15 protein-coding genes and 1 pseudogene are annotated in these 19,536 nt (G+C 41.9%); 11 read left to right on the top strand and 5 right to left on the bottom strand.

Annotated features, from left to right (window positions below; translation table 11 throughout):
* Positions 1-13 precede the first annotated feature (13 nt).
* Positions 14-289: an OadG family protein gene (locus NEE14_RS13720; RefSeq protein ID WP_251967218.1), complete on the bottom strand. Its 276-nt coding sequence runs from the start codon at positions 287-289 to the stop codon at positions 14-16.
* A 529-nt stretch (positions 290-818) separates the two neighbouring features.
* Between NEE14_RS13720 and NEE14_RS13715 the strand changes: the two genes are divergently transcribed.
* The 6 genes from NEE14_RS13715 (at position 819) to NEE14_RS13690 (ending at position 6,092) form a co-directional block, all read left to right on the top strand.
* On the top strand, positions 819-1,781 hold the full coding sequence (locus NEE14_RS13715; protein WP_251967217.1) for a tetratricopeptide repeat protein: 963 nt from the start codon (positions 819-821) through the stop codon (positions 1,779-1,781).
* Between the two features lie 163 nt (positions 1,782-1,944).
* Positions 1,945-2,097 (top strand): 50S ribosomal protein L34, encoded by a 153-nt coding sequence (gene rpmH / locus NEE14_RS13710; RefSeq protein WP_251967216.1) that lies wholly within the window; start codon positions 1,945-1,947, stop codon positions 2,095-2,097.
* A 112-nt stretch (positions 2,098-2,209) separates the two neighbouring features.
* Positions 2,210-2,839, top strand: a complete 630-nt coding sequence (locus tag NEE14_RS13705; RefSeq protein WP_262922362.1) for a PASTA domain-containing protein — start codon at positions 2,210-2,212, stop codon at positions 2,837-2,839.
* Between the two features lie 2 nt (positions 2,840-2,841).
* Positions 2,842-3,948, top strand: coding sequence for an RluA family pseudouridine synthase (locus tag NEE14_RS13700; RefSeq protein ID WP_251967214.1), 1,107 nt, complete (start codon positions 2,842-2,844; stop codon positions 3,946-3,948).
* Positions 3,945-4,922 carry a D-alanine--D-alanine ligase gene (locus NEE14_RS13695; RefSeq protein ID WP_251967213.1) on the top strand — a complete coding sequence of 326 codons (978 nt, stop codon included), beginning with the start codon at positions 3,945-3,947 and terminating at the stop codon, positions 4,920-4,922. The genes NEE14_RS13700 and NEE14_RS13695 overlap by 4 nt, the downstream gene beginning before the upstream one ends.
* A 6-nt stretch (positions 4,923-4,928) precedes the next feature.
* Positions 4,929-6,092 (top strand): 1-acyl-sn-glycerol-3-phosphate acyltransferase, encoded by a 1,164-nt coding sequence (locus NEE14_RS13690; protein WP_251967212.1) that lies wholly within the window; start codon positions 4,929-4,931, stop codon positions 6,090-6,092.
* A gap of 104 nt (positions 6,093-6,196) precedes the next feature.
* On the opposite strand, the gene NEE14_RS13685 is transcribed toward NEE14_RS13690, so the two are convergent.
* Positions 6,197-8,515, bottom strand: coding sequence for a BamA/TamA family outer membrane protein (locus NEE14_RS13685; RefSeq protein WP_251967211.1), 2,319 nt, complete (start codon positions 8,513-8,515; stop codon positions 6,197-6,199).
* A complete protein-coding gene (locus tag NEE14_RS13680) occupies positions 8,505-13,151 on the bottom strand; it encodes a translocation/assembly module TamB domain-containing protein (RefSeq protein WP_251967210.1) in 4,647 nt (1,548 codons plus the stop codon). Before NEE14_RS13680 ends, NEE14_RS13685 begins: the two co-directional genes overlap by 11 nt.
* Before the next feature lie 181 nt (positions 13,152-13,332).
* Between NEE14_RS13680 and nudC the strand changes: the two are divergent.
* A pseudogene (gene nudC / locus NEE14_RS13675) lies at positions 13,333-14,133 on the top strand (NAD(+) diphosphatase); the annotation flags it as partial.
* Here the strand turns inward: nudC and NEE14_RS13670 are convergent.
* Positions 14,130-14,732: a DUF4858 domain-containing protein gene (locus NEE14_RS13670; RefSeq protein ID WP_251967208.1), complete on the bottom strand. Its 603-nt coding sequence runs from the start codon at positions 14,730-14,732 to the stop codon at positions 14,130-14,132. The pseudogene nudC and the gene NEE14_RS13670 sit on opposite strands and share 4 nt — an antisense overlap.
* A gap of 278 nt (positions 14,733-15,010) precedes the next feature.
* Between NEE14_RS13670 and NEE14_RS13665 the strand changes: the two genes are divergently transcribed.
* From NEE14_RS13665 to NEE14_RS13650, 4 genes are all read left to right on the top strand, one after another.
* Positions 15,011-15,187 carry a hypothetical protein gene (locus NEE14_RS13665; protein ID WP_251967207.1) on the top strand — a complete coding sequence of 59 codons (177 nt, stop codon included), beginning with the start codon at positions 15,011-15,013 and terminating at the stop codon, positions 15,185-15,187.
* 8 nt (positions 15,188-15,195) lie between these two features.
* Positions 15,196-15,711: a GNAT family N-acetyltransferase gene (locus NEE14_RS13660; protein WP_251967206.1), complete on the top strand. Its 516-nt coding sequence runs from the start codon at positions 15,196-15,198 to the stop codon at positions 15,709-15,711.
* 79 nt (positions 15,712-15,790) lie between these two features.
* Positions 15,791-16,453 (top strand): tRNA (5-methylaminomethyl-2-thiouridine)(34)-methyltransferase MnmD, encoded by a 663-nt coding sequence (mnmD, locus tag NEE14_RS13655; protein WP_251967277.1) that lies wholly within the window; start codon positions 15,791-15,793, stop codon positions 16,451-16,453.
* Positions 16,454-17,043: 590 nt separating this feature from the next.
* A complete protein-coding gene (locus tag NEE14_RS13650) occupies positions 17,044-19,101 on the top strand; it encodes a hypothetical protein (protein WP_251967205.1) in 2,058 nt (685 codons plus the stop codon).
* 92 nt (positions 19,102-19,193) lie between these two features.
* Here NEE14_RS13650 and trxA read toward each other — a convergent pair whose 3' ends face one another.
* Positions 19,194-19,508: a thioredoxin gene (trxA, locus tag NEE14_RS13645; protein ID WP_251967204.1), complete on the bottom strand. Its 315-nt coding sequence runs from the start codon at positions 19,506-19,508 to the stop codon at positions 19,194-19,196.
* Positions 19,509-19,536: the final 28 nt, after the last annotated feature.

Here is a 19,536-nt window from a genome sequence, read left to right as displayed (position 1 = left end):
GATATGCAATACTTTATAATTTTTCAATTTTAACTACTTTACCCAAACCTCGTGTTGCGGCACTAACTGCCGAAACAATCACAGCGGTTTCCTGTGCTGATAAAGTACCCATCGGTGCTGCGACAGCAGCAGACGTTTTAGTTACCTTCTTCACCGTTTCTTCTTCCGGAGCATATTTATTTACGACCATAATTAATCCTTTGCCCAGATAAATTACGATCAGAAGAATAACAAAAACCGTTGCCATACCGACAACCATCAATAAAAGTCCAATTTCTATGTTTTCCATATTTTGAAGATAATAGTAGATTTAATGAGAATATCCTTACATTGTCCGTTCAGAAAAACTCTGCCAAAATTAATAAATAGGCTGTAAAATGTAAGTTTTCAAATTTTAAAAATTTGAAAAAAGAAAAGAATATATACTTTATTGCATTATTTAGTTTCAATTTATAATAAATACTCTCCTATAAATTAAGTTTTATCATATTCTAACAAATAAAAAATTGAAGCTCAGGCAAATTATTCTCCAAAAGACTGGAACACCCATACATATACAAAAAGCTCATGCAACAAACCACAAACAGAACTCGAGAGAATCATTATCAGAACTAACGAGAATCAAAATCGATTCCTACTTATTTTGTTTCCAAATAAGGCAGGTTTTATGCCAAGCACATGGTTTCCCAAAGAACCGCCCAAGCTAATATTTAAAACACAAGACAAAATCGGTGAAAATATAGTTCAATTGAAATATAATATTTGTTTGTTAGGTTGTTTTCTTTATTTTTGCAACGAATATAATAAGAACAAAGAATATGGGCTTTTTTAAATCATTATTTTCTTCACAGCCAAAAGACGCGTCAGCCGAAGAGGGACGAAAAAATGAAGAGAAGAATTTTGATATTTTGAAATATGATGGAGTTCGTGCACAGAAAATCCATAAACTACCCTATGCCATCCGCTGTTTTGAAGAAGCATTAAACATCCAAGAAGATTTTGAAACACGGTCATTTCTGACAGCAGCCTATATAGCATCAGGTAAACTGGAAGAAGCATTAGGCGTTTTAGACAAGATGCGTGAACTAAAGCCCGATGATGTTGATACACTATTAACGCGTATTCAAATTCTTTTTATGCTGGATAAAGATCCGGAAGTAATTACCGATTGCCAGACAATCATTTCTCTTCAACCAGAAAATGCGACAGCATTCTACTTAATGGCTAAAGCGAAACATGTAACCAACGATTTATTAGGTGCTATTGCCGACCTGACACGTGCTGTTACTTTGCGTGATGACTTTGCCAGTGCCTATCAACTTCGAGCAGAAATCCTACTAAAGATGCAACAAGGAACAGAAGCCCTGGAAGATATTCAAAAAGTAATTGAACTTAATCCGGAAGAAGATACTGCCTACTTGCTGCGAGGCCGCATTTATGCCATGATCGGGAATATCGAACAAGCTGATGCGGATTTTCACCAGGTACTAAATCTAAATCCGTTTAATGAAGATGCAACTTTACTGATCGGTCAGTTGTTAATTGCTCAAAACAAGCTGGATGAAGCTATCGCCTTTTTTGATGAAGCCATCGAAAATGCACCTGACCAAGGAAAATTCTATTCAGAACGGGGACGGGCAAAAAATATGAAAGGAGATAAAGCAGGAGCCTTTGAAGACCTGAAGAAATCAATCGAGCTTAATCCTGAAGGAGAAGAAGCGAAACTGGTAGAAGGCTCACATTCCAATTTTGACAACTTATATAAAGGGGGATTGTATTAACGGTAGCTACCAACGGTAAGCTGGTATCAAAGACTGTATTTTGATTATCCGGATGGTGAATAAACAATAAAATACAGCTATCTGTTTGTTTATTCAAAAAAAGAGCCTATCTTTGCAGCCCGAATAAGTATGCGAATAATAATAAATAAAATAATATAGAGAAATGAAAAGAACATTCCAACCGTCCAACAGAAAAAGAAAGAACAAGCACGGTTTCCGTCAAAGAATGACTACCGCCAATGGTCGTCGTGTATTAGCAGCTCGTCGTGCAAAAGGTAGAGCTAAATTAACTGTATCAGACGAATACAACGGATAATCTATTCTGTTTGTAAGCTATAAGGAAAGTAAAGGTTTTTTTAATCAAAAGCCTTTACTTTCTTTGTTTTTATACCTACCTTTGAACTTTGTATCAGAAGGAAAAGCTAAATATGAATAGTCGTTTAATAAAGATATTAAAAAATCCCATTGTGATCAGCCTGTTACTGGCCATATTGATCCTTTGGGGATTGATTTACGGGACCTTAGTGTGGCTAGACATCTACACGCGCCATAATGAGGCGGTTGTTATTCCTGATGTAAAAGGGATGACCATGGAAGAAGCCGCTCCTTTTCTGGCTGAAAAAGGAATACGTTATAACATTATAGATTCTGTTTTCTCTAAAGATGTTGATCCGGGAGCTATTGTTGAAATCGTACCGACGCCGGGCTCGAAAGTAAAGGAAGGCAGAATCGTATTTGTCACCATTAATGCCAAGACCTCCCAAATGGCACGTATACCAGAAGTACAAGATCTTTCTTTCCGCCAGGCTTATGCCCTACTGACATCCATTGGTTTTAAATCAATAGAAGTAAAATATGTAGCAGGAGACTATAAGGACCTGGCTATTGGCGTAGAATGGAATGAGAAAATATTGGAAGAAGGTCAGCATGTTCCCTTAAATGCACATCTGACGTTAGTCGTAAGTGGTGGATTTGAAGAAACAGACTCTCTGGCATTAGACAGCCTGAATATGGCTCCTGTCGAATCGTTGGATAGCGAAGAAGAAAATTGGTTTTAATCATGGCAGACTTTATTGACGAAATAGATGAAGAGCAGGTTGATGACATGTTGCTTGACGATGATGAATCGGCAGCCATCATAACATCTCCGGAGGTTTCGCCCGGTTTGTATGAACACTTTAAGGTTACGGCCGATAAAGGCCAGTCACTTCTCCGTGTTGATAAGTTTTTAGTAGCCCGTTTGGAAGGAACAACTCGTAACCGTATCCAACTGGCAGCCGACGCTGGTTGCATTTGGGTAAACGGCCAACCTGTAAAAAGTAATTACCGGGTAAAACCGTTTGACGTTGTACAGATCGTTATGGATCGTCCTCGTCGCGAAACGGAAATTATCCCTCAAGATATACCGCTTAATATTGTATATGAAGATAGTGACTTGCTGGTTGTAAACAAACCGGCAGGTATGGTTGTACATCCGGGTCACGGCAATTATTCGGGAACTCTCTTGAATGCTATTGCCTACTATCTACGAGACGAACAACATTTTGATCCTTCCGATCCCCGCTTAGGTTTAGTTCATCGAATCGACAAAGATACATCCGGACTACTTGTCATTGCCAAGACTCCAGAAGCCAAAAGTAACTTAGGGTTACAATTTTATCACCATACAACAAAACGTTGTTACCGGGCTGTTGTGTGGGGACAATTTCAGGAAGATGAAGGCACAATAGTAGGGAATATCGGGCGAAGTCCAAAAGACAGACTGCAAATGACGGTTTTTCCAGACGGAGACCAGGGGAAGCATGCCGTTACCCATTATCGGGTGTTAGAACGATTAGGATATGTAACACTGGTAGAATGTCGGTTAGAAACCGGGCGTACACATCAGATTCGTGTCCACATGAAATACATAGGTCATACACTCTTCAATGACGAACGCTATGGAGGGCACGAGATATTAAAAGGAACAACATTTTCTAAATATAAACAATTTGTGCAGAATTGTTTCACCATTTGTCCCCGTCAGGCTTTACATGCCAAGACGTTAGGTTTTGTACATCCAACAACGGGCAAAGAACTCTTTTTTGATTCAGAAATTCCGGCCGACATGCAGGAGCTGATAGATAAATGGCGCATATATGCAACAACTAAAGAATTGGAATTATGAAAAAGAATATTGCGATTGTAGCAGGAGGAGACTCTTCTGAGTTTGTGGTTTCTTTGAAAAGTGCTGAAGGAATCTATTCTTTTATTGATAAAGACAAATATAATTTATATATTGCCATCGTAAAGAAAGACGAATGGTCAGTCCGTTTATCGAATGGCGAACATACACCTATCGATAAGAACGATTTCAGTTTTTCTGAAAACGGCAAAAAGATACGCTTTGATTTTGCTTATATTACCATTCATGGGACTCCTGGTGAAGATGGACGTTTGCAAGGTTATTTTGATTTGATTGGTTTACCCTATTCTTCTTGTGGAATGCTGGTAAGCGCATTGACATTTAACAAGTATGTATGTAACCATTACCTGAATGATTTCGGAGTAAGGATAGCAAAATCGATTCGCCTGATGCATGGCGAAAGCATCACTCCAGAGGAAGTAGTTGCTCGCTTAGGGCTTCCGGTCTTTGTTAAGCCTAACGATGGTGGCAGTAGCTTTGGAGTAACCAAAGTAAAAGAGGCAGCTGCATTACCAGCCGCTATTGATAAAGCTTTTGCTGAAGGGAAAGAAGTTGTTATTGAAAGTTTCATTGCCGGGACTGAAGTGACCTGTGGATGCTATAAGGTAAAAGGGAAAGAGGTTATTTTCCCTATAACGGAAGTGGTAACATCCAATGAATTCTTTGACTTCGACGCCAAATACAACGGGCAGGTACAAGAAATAACGCCAGCACGTATTTCGGCTGAATGGACACAGAAAGTACAGCAGGAAACTTCCCGTATATATGATTTGCTGGGTGCGAAAGGATTAATACGTGTAGATTATATTATACCTGCAGATGGAGAACCTTATCTGCTTGAAATCAACACAACGCCCGGTATGACAGCTACGAGCTTCATTCCACAGCAAGTAAAAGCAGCCGGACTGAATATTACCGACGTGATGAATGACATAATTGAAAACGAGATAAACTAAAGGGATATGGATACAGGAACAGTTTCTCCGAATTTTGAGGATATCCGTCCTCTAAACCAGGATGAAGTACAAGCGGCAATAGAAGATCTGCTGGCTTCAGAAGAATTCAGGCACGCGCTTCAGTATGTCAAACCGAACCTGGATTGGGATCAGTTGTGTGCTGCTATGCGGGCATGTAAGACAAAGGAAGAATTCAAATCGACATTGGCTTATGATGCCGTCATGACGGTAGCAAAAAAGACGACCTTTTCATTGACCATTTCAGGTCGCAGCCGTTTACCCGAAGGGAAACCTGCTTGCACATTCATCTCCAATCACCGCGATATCGTATTGGATGCGTCTTTCTTAAACGTCATGCTTTATGATGTGGGATATGGTATGACACAAGTTGCTATTGGTGACAACCTGCTGATTCGTCCTTGGATCAAAACATTTGTCCGCCTTAACAACAGCTTTATCGTCAAACGGGGAGTTTCAGTCCGCCAGATGTTGGAAGTAAGCGGTACACTTTCGGCATACATTAATCATACTATCAAAGACACAAAAGAATCCATTTGGATTGCACAACGCGAAGGGCGTGCAAAAGATTCAAATGACCGCACTCAGCCGAGTGTCCTTAAGATGCTTTGTATGGCTGGTGAAAAAGATGTTATTGGAAACCTCAAATCATTAAACATTGTTCCTGTAGCTATTTCTTATGAATTTGATCCCTGTGATTACCTGAAAGCACAAGAATTCCAGCTGAAACGAGATAATCCGGAATATCACAAGACGCAACGTGATGACTTATTAAGCATGGAAACCGGAATTTTAGGACAGAAAGGCCGTGTACATTTCACGATCAGTAAACTGATCAACGATCAGCTTGATCAATTAGATCCGGCTATGGACCGAAATGAACTATTTGCTGCTGTCGCATCTATTATCGACAAAGAAATATACCGTCATTACCGTTTCTATCCGAACAATTACATTGCTTACGATTTACTTAACGGTACGCGCCGTTTCTCTGATCATTATGGATTAAAAGACAAGAAAGCTTTTGAAGAATATCTGCAGAAGCAGCTCGACAAGATTGTCATTCCTAACAAAGACGAGAATTTTCTCCGAAAGAAAATCCTTGAAATGTATGCTAATCCATTGAAGAATTTCCTGGGCTTAAATGCCTGATCACTCATAGTAAAACAATAGAAAAGAGAAGATTTCGTCTGTATGGATAAAATCTTCTCTTTTTTTATGACTTTATTCTTGAAATCATTCAACGCGTAATCTCCTTAGAAGGGATAACCGATTGCCAAATGTAAACCAAGACCATCTTTAAACTTGGGTATATTATAATATCCTTTCTTTCCTGTATCATAAGGAACATGCAGTCCAATGCCACAATCAACACGGACAACAATAAAATCAAGGTCATAACGAAAACCAAATCCTGTTCCCAAGGCCAAGTCTTTCAAGAAACTGCCCCATTTTAATTGTGCGCCCGGACGGTTCGGATCTTCATGAATTAACCAGATATTGCCGGCATCTAAAAATGTAGCTCCATGTAAATCTCCAAAGATGGGGAAACGGTATTCTAAGTTTGCTTCAAATTTAAGATCTCCAGTCTGATCAATATATCCATATTTATTATTAGTATCCGGAATAAAACGTCCCGGGCCAATGCTACGAATCGTAAAAGCACGTATACTATTGGCTCCACCAATATAAAACTGCTCACTATATGGTGTAGAATGATTCTCAGCATTTCCATAACCATAAATAGCTCCGACCAACAGACGCCCGACTAAATGATGATTCTTCTTCAACAGATAATCATAACGGACTTCCGTAGTTGCTTTCACAAACTGGGAAAAGACATTCCCTAAGAAATTCTTATTCTGCTCCTTAAAACTTTTTCCAGCCAAGGCATAAAAACCGCTTAAGATATTACCAGACTGAGTAACAGACGACTGCCACCAGAGATGATGTTTCTTCTCTTCCAATGGAGAATCATCGTATGTATACGTATAACTCATTGCTGGAATAAACTGATCTTTCAAACTCAGATAAAGAGCTTTATTTGCATCCGTAATCGAATCAAACGTAGCCGTTGTATGTTGTAGCTTGTTATATGTAAGCTTAAAAGGGGTTACCGAATGATGACTCGTTGCTGAGCTCTGAAAGTCAAGCGTTGCACTTCCTCCAAATGAAAGCATCTTGAAGAACTTAGCCCGGTTCATCTGATCAGCATAAATACGAAATGTTGTACTCGACGGATACTTTAAGTTACGTTTCAAATAACCGGGAAAGACCAATTGCGGCAAAGTTAATGTACTGCTTAATCCCATTTCATAACTGTTCATCAATGATGAAGCCCCATCCACACGGTTACCAGTTTGCCATTCATACGATCCTTTTAACTGAACGCCCCAGGATTCGCCTCCTCCAAATACATTCCGCTTTGTCATACTGAAGATAGCACCCGGACCCGTCTGATCATTACTCTTGGTAGTTACATTAAACTCCAGTTCTCCATCCAAAGGAAGATCATAGGCGGTATTGATACGAAGGTCGAGCGTTTTACAACGACGGCTGGTATCTTGTGGCGCATATTGCATTTCAGCATACTTAAAGATGCCTAACCTGGAAAGTGCAGTCTGCGTTTCCATCTGCTTACTGTTCGAATAACGCTCTCCTGGTTTAAACATCAATTTCCGATAAAGAACAGCCGGACGGACTCTGAGCTTTCCTTCATACAAAATAGTCAGGTCATTATATTGCAACGTATCTGTTGGTGGCTCATTATTATATCCATTCAAAGCAACCGTTATGTTTCCTATAGTCCATGGACGCAAAGCTTCCCTTGGCATAGTAGCCGAAGAAACGACCTTCAAGGAAACCTTACCGGGCGTTCTCACCGTGTCTGCCTGATAAGTAATGTATTCAGGCCGGAAATAATAATAACCATTATCACGCAGCAAAGTACTAATACGCTGGCGCTCGGCTTCCAATACCGTCACATTGAAATTATCCCCTTTCTTCAGTAATGTCCGGGTAGCATTCGCCAAGACTATTGTATCTGTCCGATGCCGGCGTTGTGCATACTGAATACTATCATACGTATAAGGAGCTTTCATACTAACCTGATATTCTATCTTTGCCTGTTTCGGATCTTTCGGATTTGGTACCAGCGTATAAGATGTTTTCCCATTGAAATAGCCATATTCTTTAAGCAGATTATCTGCCACCCTAATCCTGACATCCGGATTGACGTTGGTAATATATACCGGTTTTGCAGCTAACTTACGGAAAAGCCATTGCCCGATTTTCCCCTTCTTATTGACCAAAGCATTATACATCCACAAGCCAAAAGGGAAAGGAATCCGCACGGAAGAACTTCCCAACAGCGCATTATTTGGCGGATAACTCAAGGCAGCCTCTATTTCCTCGAGTGTGACATCTCCTTCGGGCGTTGAATCCCGATCCAATATTTCAATCTTTTGGATACCGGTATAAAGAACCTCATCCTCCGGCAGATGCTTCGTTACCGAGCAGGATGCCAGCGACAGAAACATCAGAAAGACATATAGAATCCATATCTTACTTTTCATTCTCATTGATTTCCTTTTTATCGTTATCCTCATCCTGAGGTTTCGTCTTATTCCTTTTGAATATAAACAACTCACGCATATACTGCATCTTCTTATGCAGTACAATACCGGCACCGGTTTCCGTTAATTCTCCCTCAAGCAGACTTTCGTAATCTTTATTATGGAAAAGCTTGATATAACGAGTTCCACTCGGATCAAGCCGATATTCAATGGATACATTATCGATAAACGGCTGTGCCTGTCCCTGATTAATATCTTCACCGGTAGAAATTCGACCACCCAAGACAATACGAATCCGGTCGTTATAGAAACGTTTGGCAAAGCGGAAAGAATAATCAGTCCGTTTGGTTCCATCGCCGTTGGTATCATAACTTTCCATACCAAAGTTAATATCTAATGACTTGGCAGCACTTCCGACAATATTATTGATTTCGCTCTGCAAGAAGCTATTCAATGCTGCACCCATGTTCAGATTTGCTTTCCCTGTAGTTGAACTACCCGCCAAATACATACCTGTTACCAACATACTAACAGCCTGTTTAGCCTTCTCTTCTTCACCCATCCGTGCTAACTGTTCCTGTATGGCAGCATCTTCAGGAGCATCCAGGATAAACTTTAATCCTAAATTCTCTAATCGTTGTGTCAATTGGATTCCTACATCAAAGTTTACCATCCGAGAACTACCATCATCTAAAGCTGCTGAAGTCCGAATCCTCTCCGTTGCTGTTATATTCATACTAGGATCCATCGGATCACCACTCCATTGAATATAACTTCCGTTCTGTACATTAAACTCTTTCAGCGGAATGACAGGTAGCGAGTACTTGATCGTTCCACTACTTAATGTGTAACGCCCATTCAGGATCATATCACCCATCGGTGTATACTGGAAAGAAAGATCGCCTCCTCCTTCCAGATTCACATGACTGGATTGATCGGGAGTCAAATCAGCATTAATCTGTACTGCCTGATCAATATGGATTGTCATCAACATATCCATTCCACCCAAAGGCAATGCCGAAACCCGCGGTCTCTTTCCTAAAATAGTATCTTCTTCAAACGAAGTGAACGTTACCAAACCCGATAACCGGTCTTGTACCGTCAATGGAGAATCTTTCAATACATACGTCACATTTGTTCCACCCAACAAATGCAAATCACCTCGCATGATCAAAGAGTTCAGCGGTCCTTTTATCGTTGAATTCAAGTTGACATACATTTTACCGTACACCAGACTTTCTTTATTCCGCTTTGTATTGAGCAACTGCATATTTTGGGCAGTCATTGTCATATCGGCAATCATATTCGAAGGATCGGAGAAATTAACAGTTCCATCTATGACAAACGGATTCTGTCCGGTCGCCAGAATCTGATACTTATTAAAATGGATACGATTATCACCCACAACGATCTGACGCGGATCAAACTTCAATGTCGTATTGGCTGCCGTCACAAACATAGTTGCCGAATCCAGTTGCAGGAAACCTTGCATATCAGGGGCTTGACTCGTTCCGGAAATATTCATTTTCCCCTGCAGTTTCCCATTCATAGAAGCCATGTCATCCGGAATAAAAGGATTCAGCATCACCAATGGCAAATCCATTATCTGCATAGAACCATCTATACTGTCGTTAACACCACTCTGATAATAAACGAATGAATTCATAAACTCTTCAGCATCCCGGAAAGCGTGAATATCTACCTGATGTTCATTTTCAGATACAGGCAAATATACAGCACTCAACATCAGATCTCCAACCCGCTTCCTCTCATAATGGAGCGAATCAATGCTTATTCCCCCCGTCATCGTATAAGAACTATCAGAAGGCATGTACTGAAAATCAGCATTCAGTATTCCTTCCAATTCTGGCATATAAGCCGAAAAGCCCTTCGATATCTCATGCAAATCAACTTGTCCCAAGGCCGCATGAATCTCATTCAACCCACTGTCTACCGGATGTGTGTCAATTTGCAAGAAAGCGTTCTGCTTTCCTTTCAGCAAGAAGTTAGCCGAAATATCTTTTTCATTACGGATTAAAATATAATTGTCTTCGTTTAAAGTAAATGGATTGAAGGCCAAAATAGGTTCATTGGGGAAGAAATGCAACTGGATACCGCCTTCTTCTTCCTTTTGGATACTGCCGCCCCACAGAATGCCGGTTTTACCTTTTTCATCATCGAACTTCAATAAAGCATCAGCATATCCGGTCAAAAGTTTCCCACTCAAAGTTGCAGAAAAAGGAAGTTGCTTCTTAAACTTATTCTTAACCACACCAGCTTCATAAAAGATACCTACCGTATCCTGCCATAAACGCATCCTGATTGTATCAAGAAGGAAGGTATCCCTTAATAACTTATATACACCGCCATCCACTTGTATTCCCTTTTCCGGAGAAGTATTCACATTCAACTCCAGTTGCTGGAAGTTCAGGGAATACATATTCATGAAGTTATAGATCGGATTATCTTTCTGCGCCGTTACCTTCAACTGTAATTCAGGCAACATAGGTCGTAACAGAGCCAAGCGGACAATGGAATCCTGAGCCATCTGCCTGTCAACTTCTTTCGAAATTAAATTGAAATTTTCACTCAGGCCGTTCAATCCTTTATTTCCCTGCAAGCGGATGGCCAAATCGCCGGCATGGAAAGAAACAAACGTTGAATCCGTTTCTGTACGAGCTTTCAGGATAAGAGTTTTCGGCTTTGCCTTCGTCTTTTCCGTTTCGATTTCCCAGTTTCCCAATGTCAGATCAGCCTGGTGATGATCTTTCAAATCAGACTCGGCCTCAGCGAAAAGCTGAAAAGAGGTAGAGAAAGGTTTATCCATCAGATGGAAACCATACAAATCCAGATGCTGCATATCAGCGATCAACATAGCATTAACCAGATTCTTCTTCAACGTAGCATTCAGCGTTACATCCATTTTGGCCAGCGGATATTCACTGTTTAATTCCACGATAGCAAAATTGTCCTTCAAAGAGCCTTTCAGGGTAATATCCGAAATAGAAGAACTTCCGTAACGGAGATCGCCTATCTTACCATTCAGATTTACCCATGTCAGTGAATCAAATACTTCTGTCCCTTCTCCCTCCGCCTGAATAAATGCCGTCATCCAATAAAGTGAATCTTTAGGCATGAAGTGAATAGGTTCCAGACTGTCGATTTCAAATGCAGCCTTATAGTGATTGGTTCGGGTATCCAACAGAGATTTCAGCTGGATTTTCCCCTGTCCTTCGCGGAAAACCAAGTCACCTGTATATTGCTGGTCTTTCCACATTACGTCTCCCGTCAACATCATCCGCTTCGGGATCCGGAAGTTGGCACGACTTTCCGGAGGCAGAAAATCCAACAAGAAATCAAGATTATGTGTAAAGACTTTCAACCCCACTTCGCCCGAACGCTTCTTTTCACTCTGCAAGGCCTTTCCTTTTCCCTGAAGCCGCATAGAAAAGGCTCCGGGAAGCTGGGCATCCAGTTTCTTCAGTTCCAATGCCGCCAAGTTTCCTGATGCTTCTGCCTGAATACGCAAGCTGGTATCCGGATAAGCCTTCACCACTTCTTCAGGTAATTCTCCAGCCAATGTAATAATATCCTTCTTTCCCAGATGAGCCCAGAATGAAACATCCATCTGATCTTTTGGGGTCTTATCAAATGCGGCATACGGGATCGTTCCTTTTAATTCAGCCGCCGAATGCAAGGTTTCCAATGTCAACCCAGGAATTTCCAAGGAAGCATTATTTCCTTTGATCTCTCCTTCGAAACGCTTAATTTCTAATCCGGACCGTTCTTTAGCTACCAGTTTATTGATATCTGCCCGTACGGCCTGCCCGGCATATAAGAGTGAGCTTAAATCAATCTCAATATCGGACAATCCAATATGAGATGGATCCAGTCCTTTTAAGGGAGCAGCATCGCCTGTATCATAATTGATTGCTGAACTGACAAAGGTAAACTTATCGGCCAGGTAACTGGCATTCTTCAAGTCGACCTCTCCGTCTCTTAAACTGGCTTGGGTAATAAAGCCCGACATTCGCAAAGAGTCACCCGGCATCTGTAATGCCAAGGCTACACGTGTCAGATCAATTTTCTGCAACCGTAATAACCAGTTAACCGGTTCGGACGTCGTCGTATCAGGAGGCGTACTTGGTTCTGTGATAAAGACGGTCACAGTTGCATCCGACAATGCCAAATTGTTCAGTGTCGCCTTTTCAGTAGCAAGACTTATACGGTCGGCTCTCGCCAGAAAGTCTCCGATGAATCCTTTCACTTCGATACCGTCTATCAACTTCCCCGTATTGACGCGGAGATTCTTTAATCCGACTGACTCAACTAATAACTCCTTACTTAACAAAGGGATTGGACGAATACTTATATTCAAATCTTCCAACATGAAAAGCGTATCGGCTGGAACAGTGTCTTGAATTACTTCTATCCCGTGGATATTCAGCTTGATCGGAAACGAAAGTCGGATGCGTTCTATGCCAATATGCATTCCGGTGCTTTTGCTGGCGTAATAAGTGGCCTGTTTCACAGCAAAGTTCTGAAAAGCCGGAATGTATAATAATATCGAAAGTATGACGGCCAATATAATTGGTATCAAACAGAAGATACAGATTCTTTTTATCCAAACATTCATTGATTATGGATTACTTTTTAGTTATCGCGTCAGTATGTCTATAAGCCGTTGAGTTTTTGTCGTGCGTTAACTTAAAAACTAAAGTTCTTATAAACTCATTTACTTTATGCAAATATATAAATAAACAAGTCGAGGGACGAATAAGTTTTCTTTATTTTGCAACCGCAATCAGAAAAAGAAAAAGAATATGGAAATACAAAATAAAGCTTATTACTGGTTCTTATTCTTCCAGGACAAATTATTACTGAAAAAGGAAGGTTCGACGTATGAAATTCCTTGTCAGGAAGGACCTCCTTTTGGTATAGACAATTCCTTTGAAGTTGTTCTGGATTCATCTTTACCGGCAAGGGCAGCATCACTGCCTCAAGAAATAACAGAAGATGAACAATGGATCATGATTGGCTTACGCGCCAGCTGGAATTATTTGTCACGCGACTGGTATAAACGGGCCGGAAAAGCACATCAGTTAGTTCACTGGGACCGCAACAGCCGCTTTTGTCCGGCTTGTGGAAAACCTTTGGCCTGGCATACGGTCATCTCTAAATACTGCGATTCCTGCCACCAGGAGTTTTATCCGGTTATCTCACCGGCTATCATTGTACTGATCAGACGCGGAGAAGAAGTCCTGCTGGTACATGCCCGAAATTTCCGGGGAAGCTTTCACGGACTGGTGGCCGGTTTCCTGGAAGTAGGTGAAACGCTGGAGCAATGTGTCAGACGGGAAGTAATGGAAGAAACCGGGCTCACCATCAAGAACATCACTTATTTTGGCAGCCAGCCCTGGCCTTATCCGAGCGGTATTATGATTGGTTTCTTTGCCGATTATGAAAGCGGAACCGTTAAGTTGCAGGATGATGAATTAAGTGCCGGCTCTTTCTTCCGTAAAGAACACTTGCCCGAACTTCCGGCCAAATTAAGTATCGCCCGCCGCATGATTGACTGGTGGCTTGCCGGCGAACCGGCGGAAAAGCCGGCATTCTAATGCAACCCGGATACCGGACCGATTAAGGCCTTTTTCTTGGGTTTCACAGCCTGGCTGTCGGACTTCAAGATCAGTTCAGGATGTTCTTCCCTGAACTTCTTTTGTTTCTGATAAATCTGCAAGGCCGGGATATCGTTATAAATCTTATACGTATTCCGGCTCGCATTCTTCTTAAACTGCCGGTACTTCGGACTTAACAGATAAGAAAGGAAATCATTGAAATCATGTCCGCTGGGTTTGACTGCCGTCTGTTTGACTTGTCCGGGTATCGTATATACCAACGGATTGACTTTCAAATCAGGTTCTTTTACTTCTATCGGCTCACGCATGGCAGCCTGTGGCGGCATGTCTTTCCAGTTCTTCTTCTCTTCCACCAGCACGCTTTTATCCAGTTTGATATATTCAGAAAAATCTTTGGTAAAAGGGACTTTCGACGGTGAGCTCTTCATCTTTCCTACCGGATTCAGATTAATGAACGTCCCATTCTGAATAGAACGCTGAAATTCCGGATTCAGCTTCAACGTATCCTTACCCGACAAGATATTTGCCAGGCGAATAGAATCTTCCTTACTCCAAGTCTGCGCATTAACGGTATGCATATATTGTATACATACCACTACACCAATCAACCAACACCTCCTCATAATCGACTATCAACAATGCACAAATGTAGAGATATAACCTTTCCGCCTCAGTCTTTTTCTATTAAATAGTTTTACCGGATTGTGAAATTAACAAAACAGATCGCCACAAAAGAGACAATAAGAATTGAATTTACCCCAAAGAGGATAAACAATCTTTGAAAGAATCTATTGGAAGTAAAATACTAAAACCTTATCTTTGTATCCATTCATAAACCTTGTAAACAACAATAACTATGAAAGCGAAGTATCCATTTAAAGAGACTCCTATCTTATACGGCAAATCTGCTGAACGCTTTGACCGTCTAATGAAGGAAGTTGATAACATGAGCAAAGAAGAACGTCGGAAAAATTGGGAAGAAGTATGCAAAAAGCATGAAGAGTTCGTCAGAAAGTATGACTGTCATTTATAATATTGCATATGAAAATAATCCCATTAACCTCCGACTATGAAATGAAGTCATTCAATTGCGGAGATGCCGAATTGGATGGCTTTTTGTTACATGATGCGAAAGCATTTGATGAAAAGCGATTGGCTAAAACTTTTTTGTTGGACGACAACGATGTATTGGTTGGCTATTTTAGTTTGTTTAACGACAAAATTGCCAAACAAGATGTTTCAAAAGCTGTTTGGCGTAAAATCAAAAAGCTTTTTCCCCACTCTAAACATTTTGGCAGTTATCCAGCCGTGAAAATTGGCCGGTTCGCAATATCCATTCATTATCAAAGTCAAGGCATAGGAAATGATCTCATGTCGGAATTGAAATACCGATTAAGGCAAGAATGTGGATATTCTACTTTCCGATTCTTGACAGTCGATGCCTATCTCGAAGCTATCCCGTTTTATGAACGTAATGGTTTCAAACGATTAGATCCGGAAGAAATGACGGGGAATACCCGTGCTATGTTTTTCGATATGTTGCAACTCGACTTTTAAAGAATTACAATTTCCTTGTCTATGAATATTCCCTTACCTTTGCCTTATCATAGATAGCTGAAAGATGGAACAGAAAAATATGGAAAGAGTCTTGCAGGTAACGGCCGATGGCAGTCATACTTTGTTTATTCCGGAGATGAACGAACATTATCACTCCGTCAACGGAGCCTGGCAGGAATCACAATATATCTTTATCGGAGCGGGACTTCATGCGGTGGATAAGCCGGTTATTCATTTGCTGGAGATTGGCTTCGGAACCGGATTAAATGCCTTGCTGACATGGAAGGAACTGGAAGAAGTCCTGACCGACAAGCAGGTGGTTTATCACAGTATTGAATTGTATCCGCTGTCGGAAACCCTGGTTTCTTCCCTTAATTATGGAGAACTTGTCTGGCCCGAACAGAAAGACCGCTTCCATGAACTTCATCAGGCGCCTTGGAACCAGGAAGTAGCACTGTCCGACCGATTCATCTTACATAAAATAGAAGGCGACAGCAACCGCTGTGCCTTCCCTACCAACATCGACCTGATTTATATGGATGCTTTTGCGCCGGAAAAGCAACCGGAAATGTGGAGCCAGCCTTTTTACGAAAAGCTTTATGCCCATGCTGCCGACGGAGCCGTATTGGTTACCTACTGCGCCAAAGGCGACGTCCGCCGCGGCATGCAGGCTGCCGGCTTCCAGATGGAGCGTTTGCCGGGTCCTCCGGGGAAACGCCATATCTTACGTGGGCGGAAATAAAATGGATATCATTTTGTCAGTTTTGTCAAAATGTCAAAAGTGGTCGTCTATTTCTGCGTTCTACGAATGCATGTACGGAAATGATTTCGTACAGACGATTCTCGGCGAGTTAAAGATTGACGTTTTGGCATATTAAAAACCTTATTCACTTTAAGGATGAATTTCAAGAAAGAGATTTATGCCTGCCTTTGGGGGACGTGTTTATTTTTTCGTCTATTCTAATAGAGATTTGTCAACGAAAAACAGTACGGATTTGAGCTTATTTTTTTGAAGAATAGAGGATGAAAAAGGCATGCTAAAGGCATTTTCCGAAATTTATGCCGGGAAAAAACAAAAACACGCCGGCTTTTTCGGAAAAGATAGTAGGAATCGTTTCCGTTTCTGCCTACCTTTTTCTTCAAAAACAACGACTTTCAAGCCCATTTTTCCGCTAATTATCGCCTTTTCTTCGTATTTTTAGGCAGGAAATGGCTTCTCTAACGGGAAAAAACTGTCCCTGTTCTTAAAAAGCCTCGTTACGGGAAATCCGTTTTTCCTGACAATAAGTTTCAAATCAAGCTTATAAACAACCTAAATAACAGATAGCTATTATGTGGAAAAAAGTAATGATGTGGACCTTTGCTCTGTGCATCAGTTGGAATGCAAACGGGCAAAAATCCGGGCAAGCCGGGTTGGAAGTCTCTCAAACAGCCAATCAGACGTATGCCGTTGCCTTTACACTGAGCGGAGAAACCGTGCTGCAATCTCCCGCCGAAGGTTTATGGTCGGTTGCAACAGATTGGCAAAACGACTGGATGAGTGCCTGGGTTCACGGCTCGCCTACGCAAAAAGAAAACGTAAACGGTTGGACAATCCTAACCGGGAAACTGCCGATCGGACAGGGAGAAATGCTTGTCCGGGATGCTTACCGACTGGAAGAAAACGGACTGATTCACGGGATTCGCCGGTATCAGTGGGCGGGAAAAGACACCCTTCACAAGGCTTCCTTATCCGTTCGTTTCCAATGGCGGGATGGAGGATTAAAACCTTTCATGCCGGGCATCTTATACTATGGTAATCCGGCCGGAGCCAAAGTAAACGACAAGATTATACCGGTTTATACCAGTCAGCCGGGAGAATTTGCCATTTTTGAGGACCATCGCTATCCGATGCCGTTTTGTATGCTCGAACAAGCCGAGAAACTTAAAGCAGCCGCTCTGCACACCGTGCCCAGTCCGGTACGAGGCGCCCGTCTGGCCGACCAATGGTGGTCAATGGGAGTTGAGACGTATGCCGACCGAACCGAGTTTGTACTTTACTCCGGTCCTATCGGATATAACCGGCAACATAGCGTAGCTAAAGCCCTTCAGCGCCAACCTATGAAATACACAGATACGTATCTGGACATGGAACCCGGGCGTATCGTAGAGAAAGAATTTTACATCCAGGTATATCCTATCGGGCAAGAAGGAAGCGGATTTGAACAACCGCTTTACACGGCGCTGGAAATGTATCAGCCTTTCGATGCCGACGTCTTTACTCCTTTCGACGAGATTATCCGGGCCAAGTATCATTTCGCCCAGACCCGTTGGCTGGATGAAGGCGATGTAAAAGGATTCGGTATGTACGAAAAGAGTTATCGGAAAGATATCGTCATGGGCTGGTGCGGACAAGCCGGCTCGTTGGGATATGCACTTCAATGCCTGGAAAAAGAATTAAATGATCCAAAGATTAGCGACTATGTACAACAGTCGCTCGATTTTCTTTCTACCTTCCCGGTAAAGGAAGATGGTATGTTTCCGGTAGGTTATTTCCTTGACAAGAAAGAATACCACGGCGGTGACCCAGTATCGTGCGGACAAGCCATGTATAATATAGCCGAAGCCATCGGAACAGCCCGCAAAAGCGGGAAATATAATACCAGCAAATGGGAGACATTCCTGAAAAAGGCTTGCGACGGACAAGCGAGCCGTATCCTGAAAACCGACTGGCGTCCTTATTCAACGGCAGAAGGATTCCTGATTGCTCCGCTAATCCTGTCTTATCAATTATTCGGAAATGAAACATATAAAGAGGCTGCCGTTAAAGCCGCTTCTGTTTTTGCAGAACGGCATCTCACCATGCGCGAACCCTACTGGGGAGGAACACTCGACGCTACTTGTGAAGACAAAGAAGGAGCCTGGGCGGCTTTCCAGGGATTTGCTTCCCTTTATGAAATATTACAGGAGGAAAAGTATTTAGCTTGGGCGAAACATGCCATGGATGTATGCCTGAGTTATACCGTCGTTTGGGATATTCCGTTACCACCGGGACGAATGGCCGATCATCATTTCCGTACCACCGGTTGGACAGTTGTGTCTCCTCAGAACCAACACATCGACGTTTTCGGAGTAATGTTCACGCCCGATATTTACAAGATGGGCGTCTGGTTGCAGAATGAATCCTTGAAGAAACTGGCAAAAGTCATGTATCGTAGTTGCTTCCAACTGACAAATCCTTACGGAAGTCAGGGAGAACAGTTACAACAGACCAACTTTGCCCAGCATGGAGATATGTCGGATGTCCGTAAACTGCGTGGAGGCTATTCGGAAAGCTGGACCGTATTCTGGATCACAGCCCATTTCCTGAATGCCGGAGCCCGTTTCACGGAGATGCACGTCTGCCCGTAAACTCTATCAACTAAAACGGGGCTGATACCTATCCGACGGCATTATGTCCGACGGCGTATCAGCCCCGCTTTAGTACTTATACCTACCGAAACTTATAATAAAGCCTCGATCTTCTGAACGAATTTGTCTTTGCTGGTTGCACCAACAATCTTATCGACCATCTGACCATTCTTGAAGAACAAAATAGTCGGGATGTTCCGAATGCCGAACTGGCCAACTACATCGTCATTATTATCAACATCCATCTTACCGATAGTTACACGTCCTTCGTATTCCTGTGCCAGCTCATCGATAATAGGAGACACCATGCGGCAAGGTCCACACCATTCTGCCCAGAAATCAAGTACCATAGGCTTACCTGCATTCAGGTATTCCTCAAAATTGCTGTCTGTAATCTGTAAAGCCATATTATAAAATGATTTAAATTCAGTTTCT

It is taken from the genome of Parabacteroides sp. AD58, assembly GCF_023744375.2.
Classification (GTDB): Bacteria; Bacteroidota; Bacteroidia; order Bacteroidales; family Tannerellaceae; genus Parabacteroides; species Parabacteroides absconsus.
The sequence above is the reverse complement of the archived record's forward strand: the minus strand, read 5'-3'. Positions and strand labels throughout refer to the sequence as shown.

What these genes read in the sequence shown, in the direction of transcription:
- mnmD (WP_251967277.1), top strand. Translation starts at nt 15,791, where the DNA reads ATGGAAAGAGTCTTGCAGGTAACGGCCGATGGCAGTCATACTTTGTTT.
- NEE14_RS13720 (WP_251967218.1), bottom strand. Translation starts at nt 289, where the DNA reads ATGGAAAACATAGAAATTGGACTTTTATTGATGGTTGTCGGTATGGCA.
- NEE14_RS13715 (WP_251967217.1), top strand. Translation starts at nt 819, where the DNA reads ATGGGCTTTTTTAAATCATTATTTTCTTCACAGCCAAAAGACGCGTCA.
- rpmH (WP_251967216.1), top strand. Translation starts at nt 1,945, where the DNA reads ATGAAAAGAACATTCCAACCGTCCAACAGAAAAAGAAAGAACAAGCAC.
- trxA (WP_251967204.1), bottom strand. Translation starts at nt 19,508, where the DNA reads ATGGCTTTACAGATTACAGACAGCAATTTTGAGGAATACCTGAATGCA.
- NEE14_RS13695 (WP_251967213.1), top strand. Translation starts at nt 3,945, where the DNA reads ATGAAAAAGAATATTGCGATTGTAGCAGGAGGAGACTCTTCTGAGTTT.
- NEE14_RS13690 (WP_251967212.1), top strand. Translation starts at nt 4,929, where the DNA reads ATGGATACAGGAACAGTTTCTCCGAATTTTGAGGATATCCGTCCTCTA.
- NEE14_RS13680 (WP_251967210.1), bottom strand. Translation starts at nt 13,151, where the DNA reads ATGAATGTTTGGATAAAAAGAATCTGTATCTTCTGTTTGATACCAATT.
- NEE14_RS13665 (WP_251967207.1), top strand. Translation starts at nt 15,011, where the DNA reads ATGAAAGCGAAGTATCCATTTAAAGAGACTCCTATCTTATACGGCAAA.
- NEE14_RS13700 (WP_251967214.1), top strand. Translation starts at nt 2,842, where the DNA reads ATGGCAGACTTTATTGACGAAATAGATGAAGAGCAGGTTGATGACATG.
- NEE14_RS13660 (WP_251967206.1), top strand. Translation starts at nt 15,196, where the DNA reads ATGAAAATAATCCCATTAACCTCCGACTATGAAATGAAGTCATTCAAT.
- NEE14_RS13650 (WP_251967205.1), top strand. Translation starts at nt 17,044, where the DNA reads ATGTGGAAAAAAGTAATGATGTGGACCTTTGCTCTGTGCATCAGTTGG.
- NEE14_RS13685 (WP_251967211.1), bottom strand. Translation starts at nt 8,515, where the DNA reads ATGAAAAGTAAGATATGGATTCTATATGTCTTTCTGATGTTTCTGTCG.
- NEE14_RS13670 (WP_251967208.1), bottom strand. Translation starts at nt 14,732, where the DNA reads ATGCATACCGTTAATGCGCAGACTTGGAGTAAGGAAGATTCTATTCGC.
- NEE14_RS13705 (WP_262922362.1), top strand. Translation starts at nt 2,210, where the DNA reads ATGAATAGTCGTTTAATAAAGATATTAAAAAATCCCATTGTGATCAGC.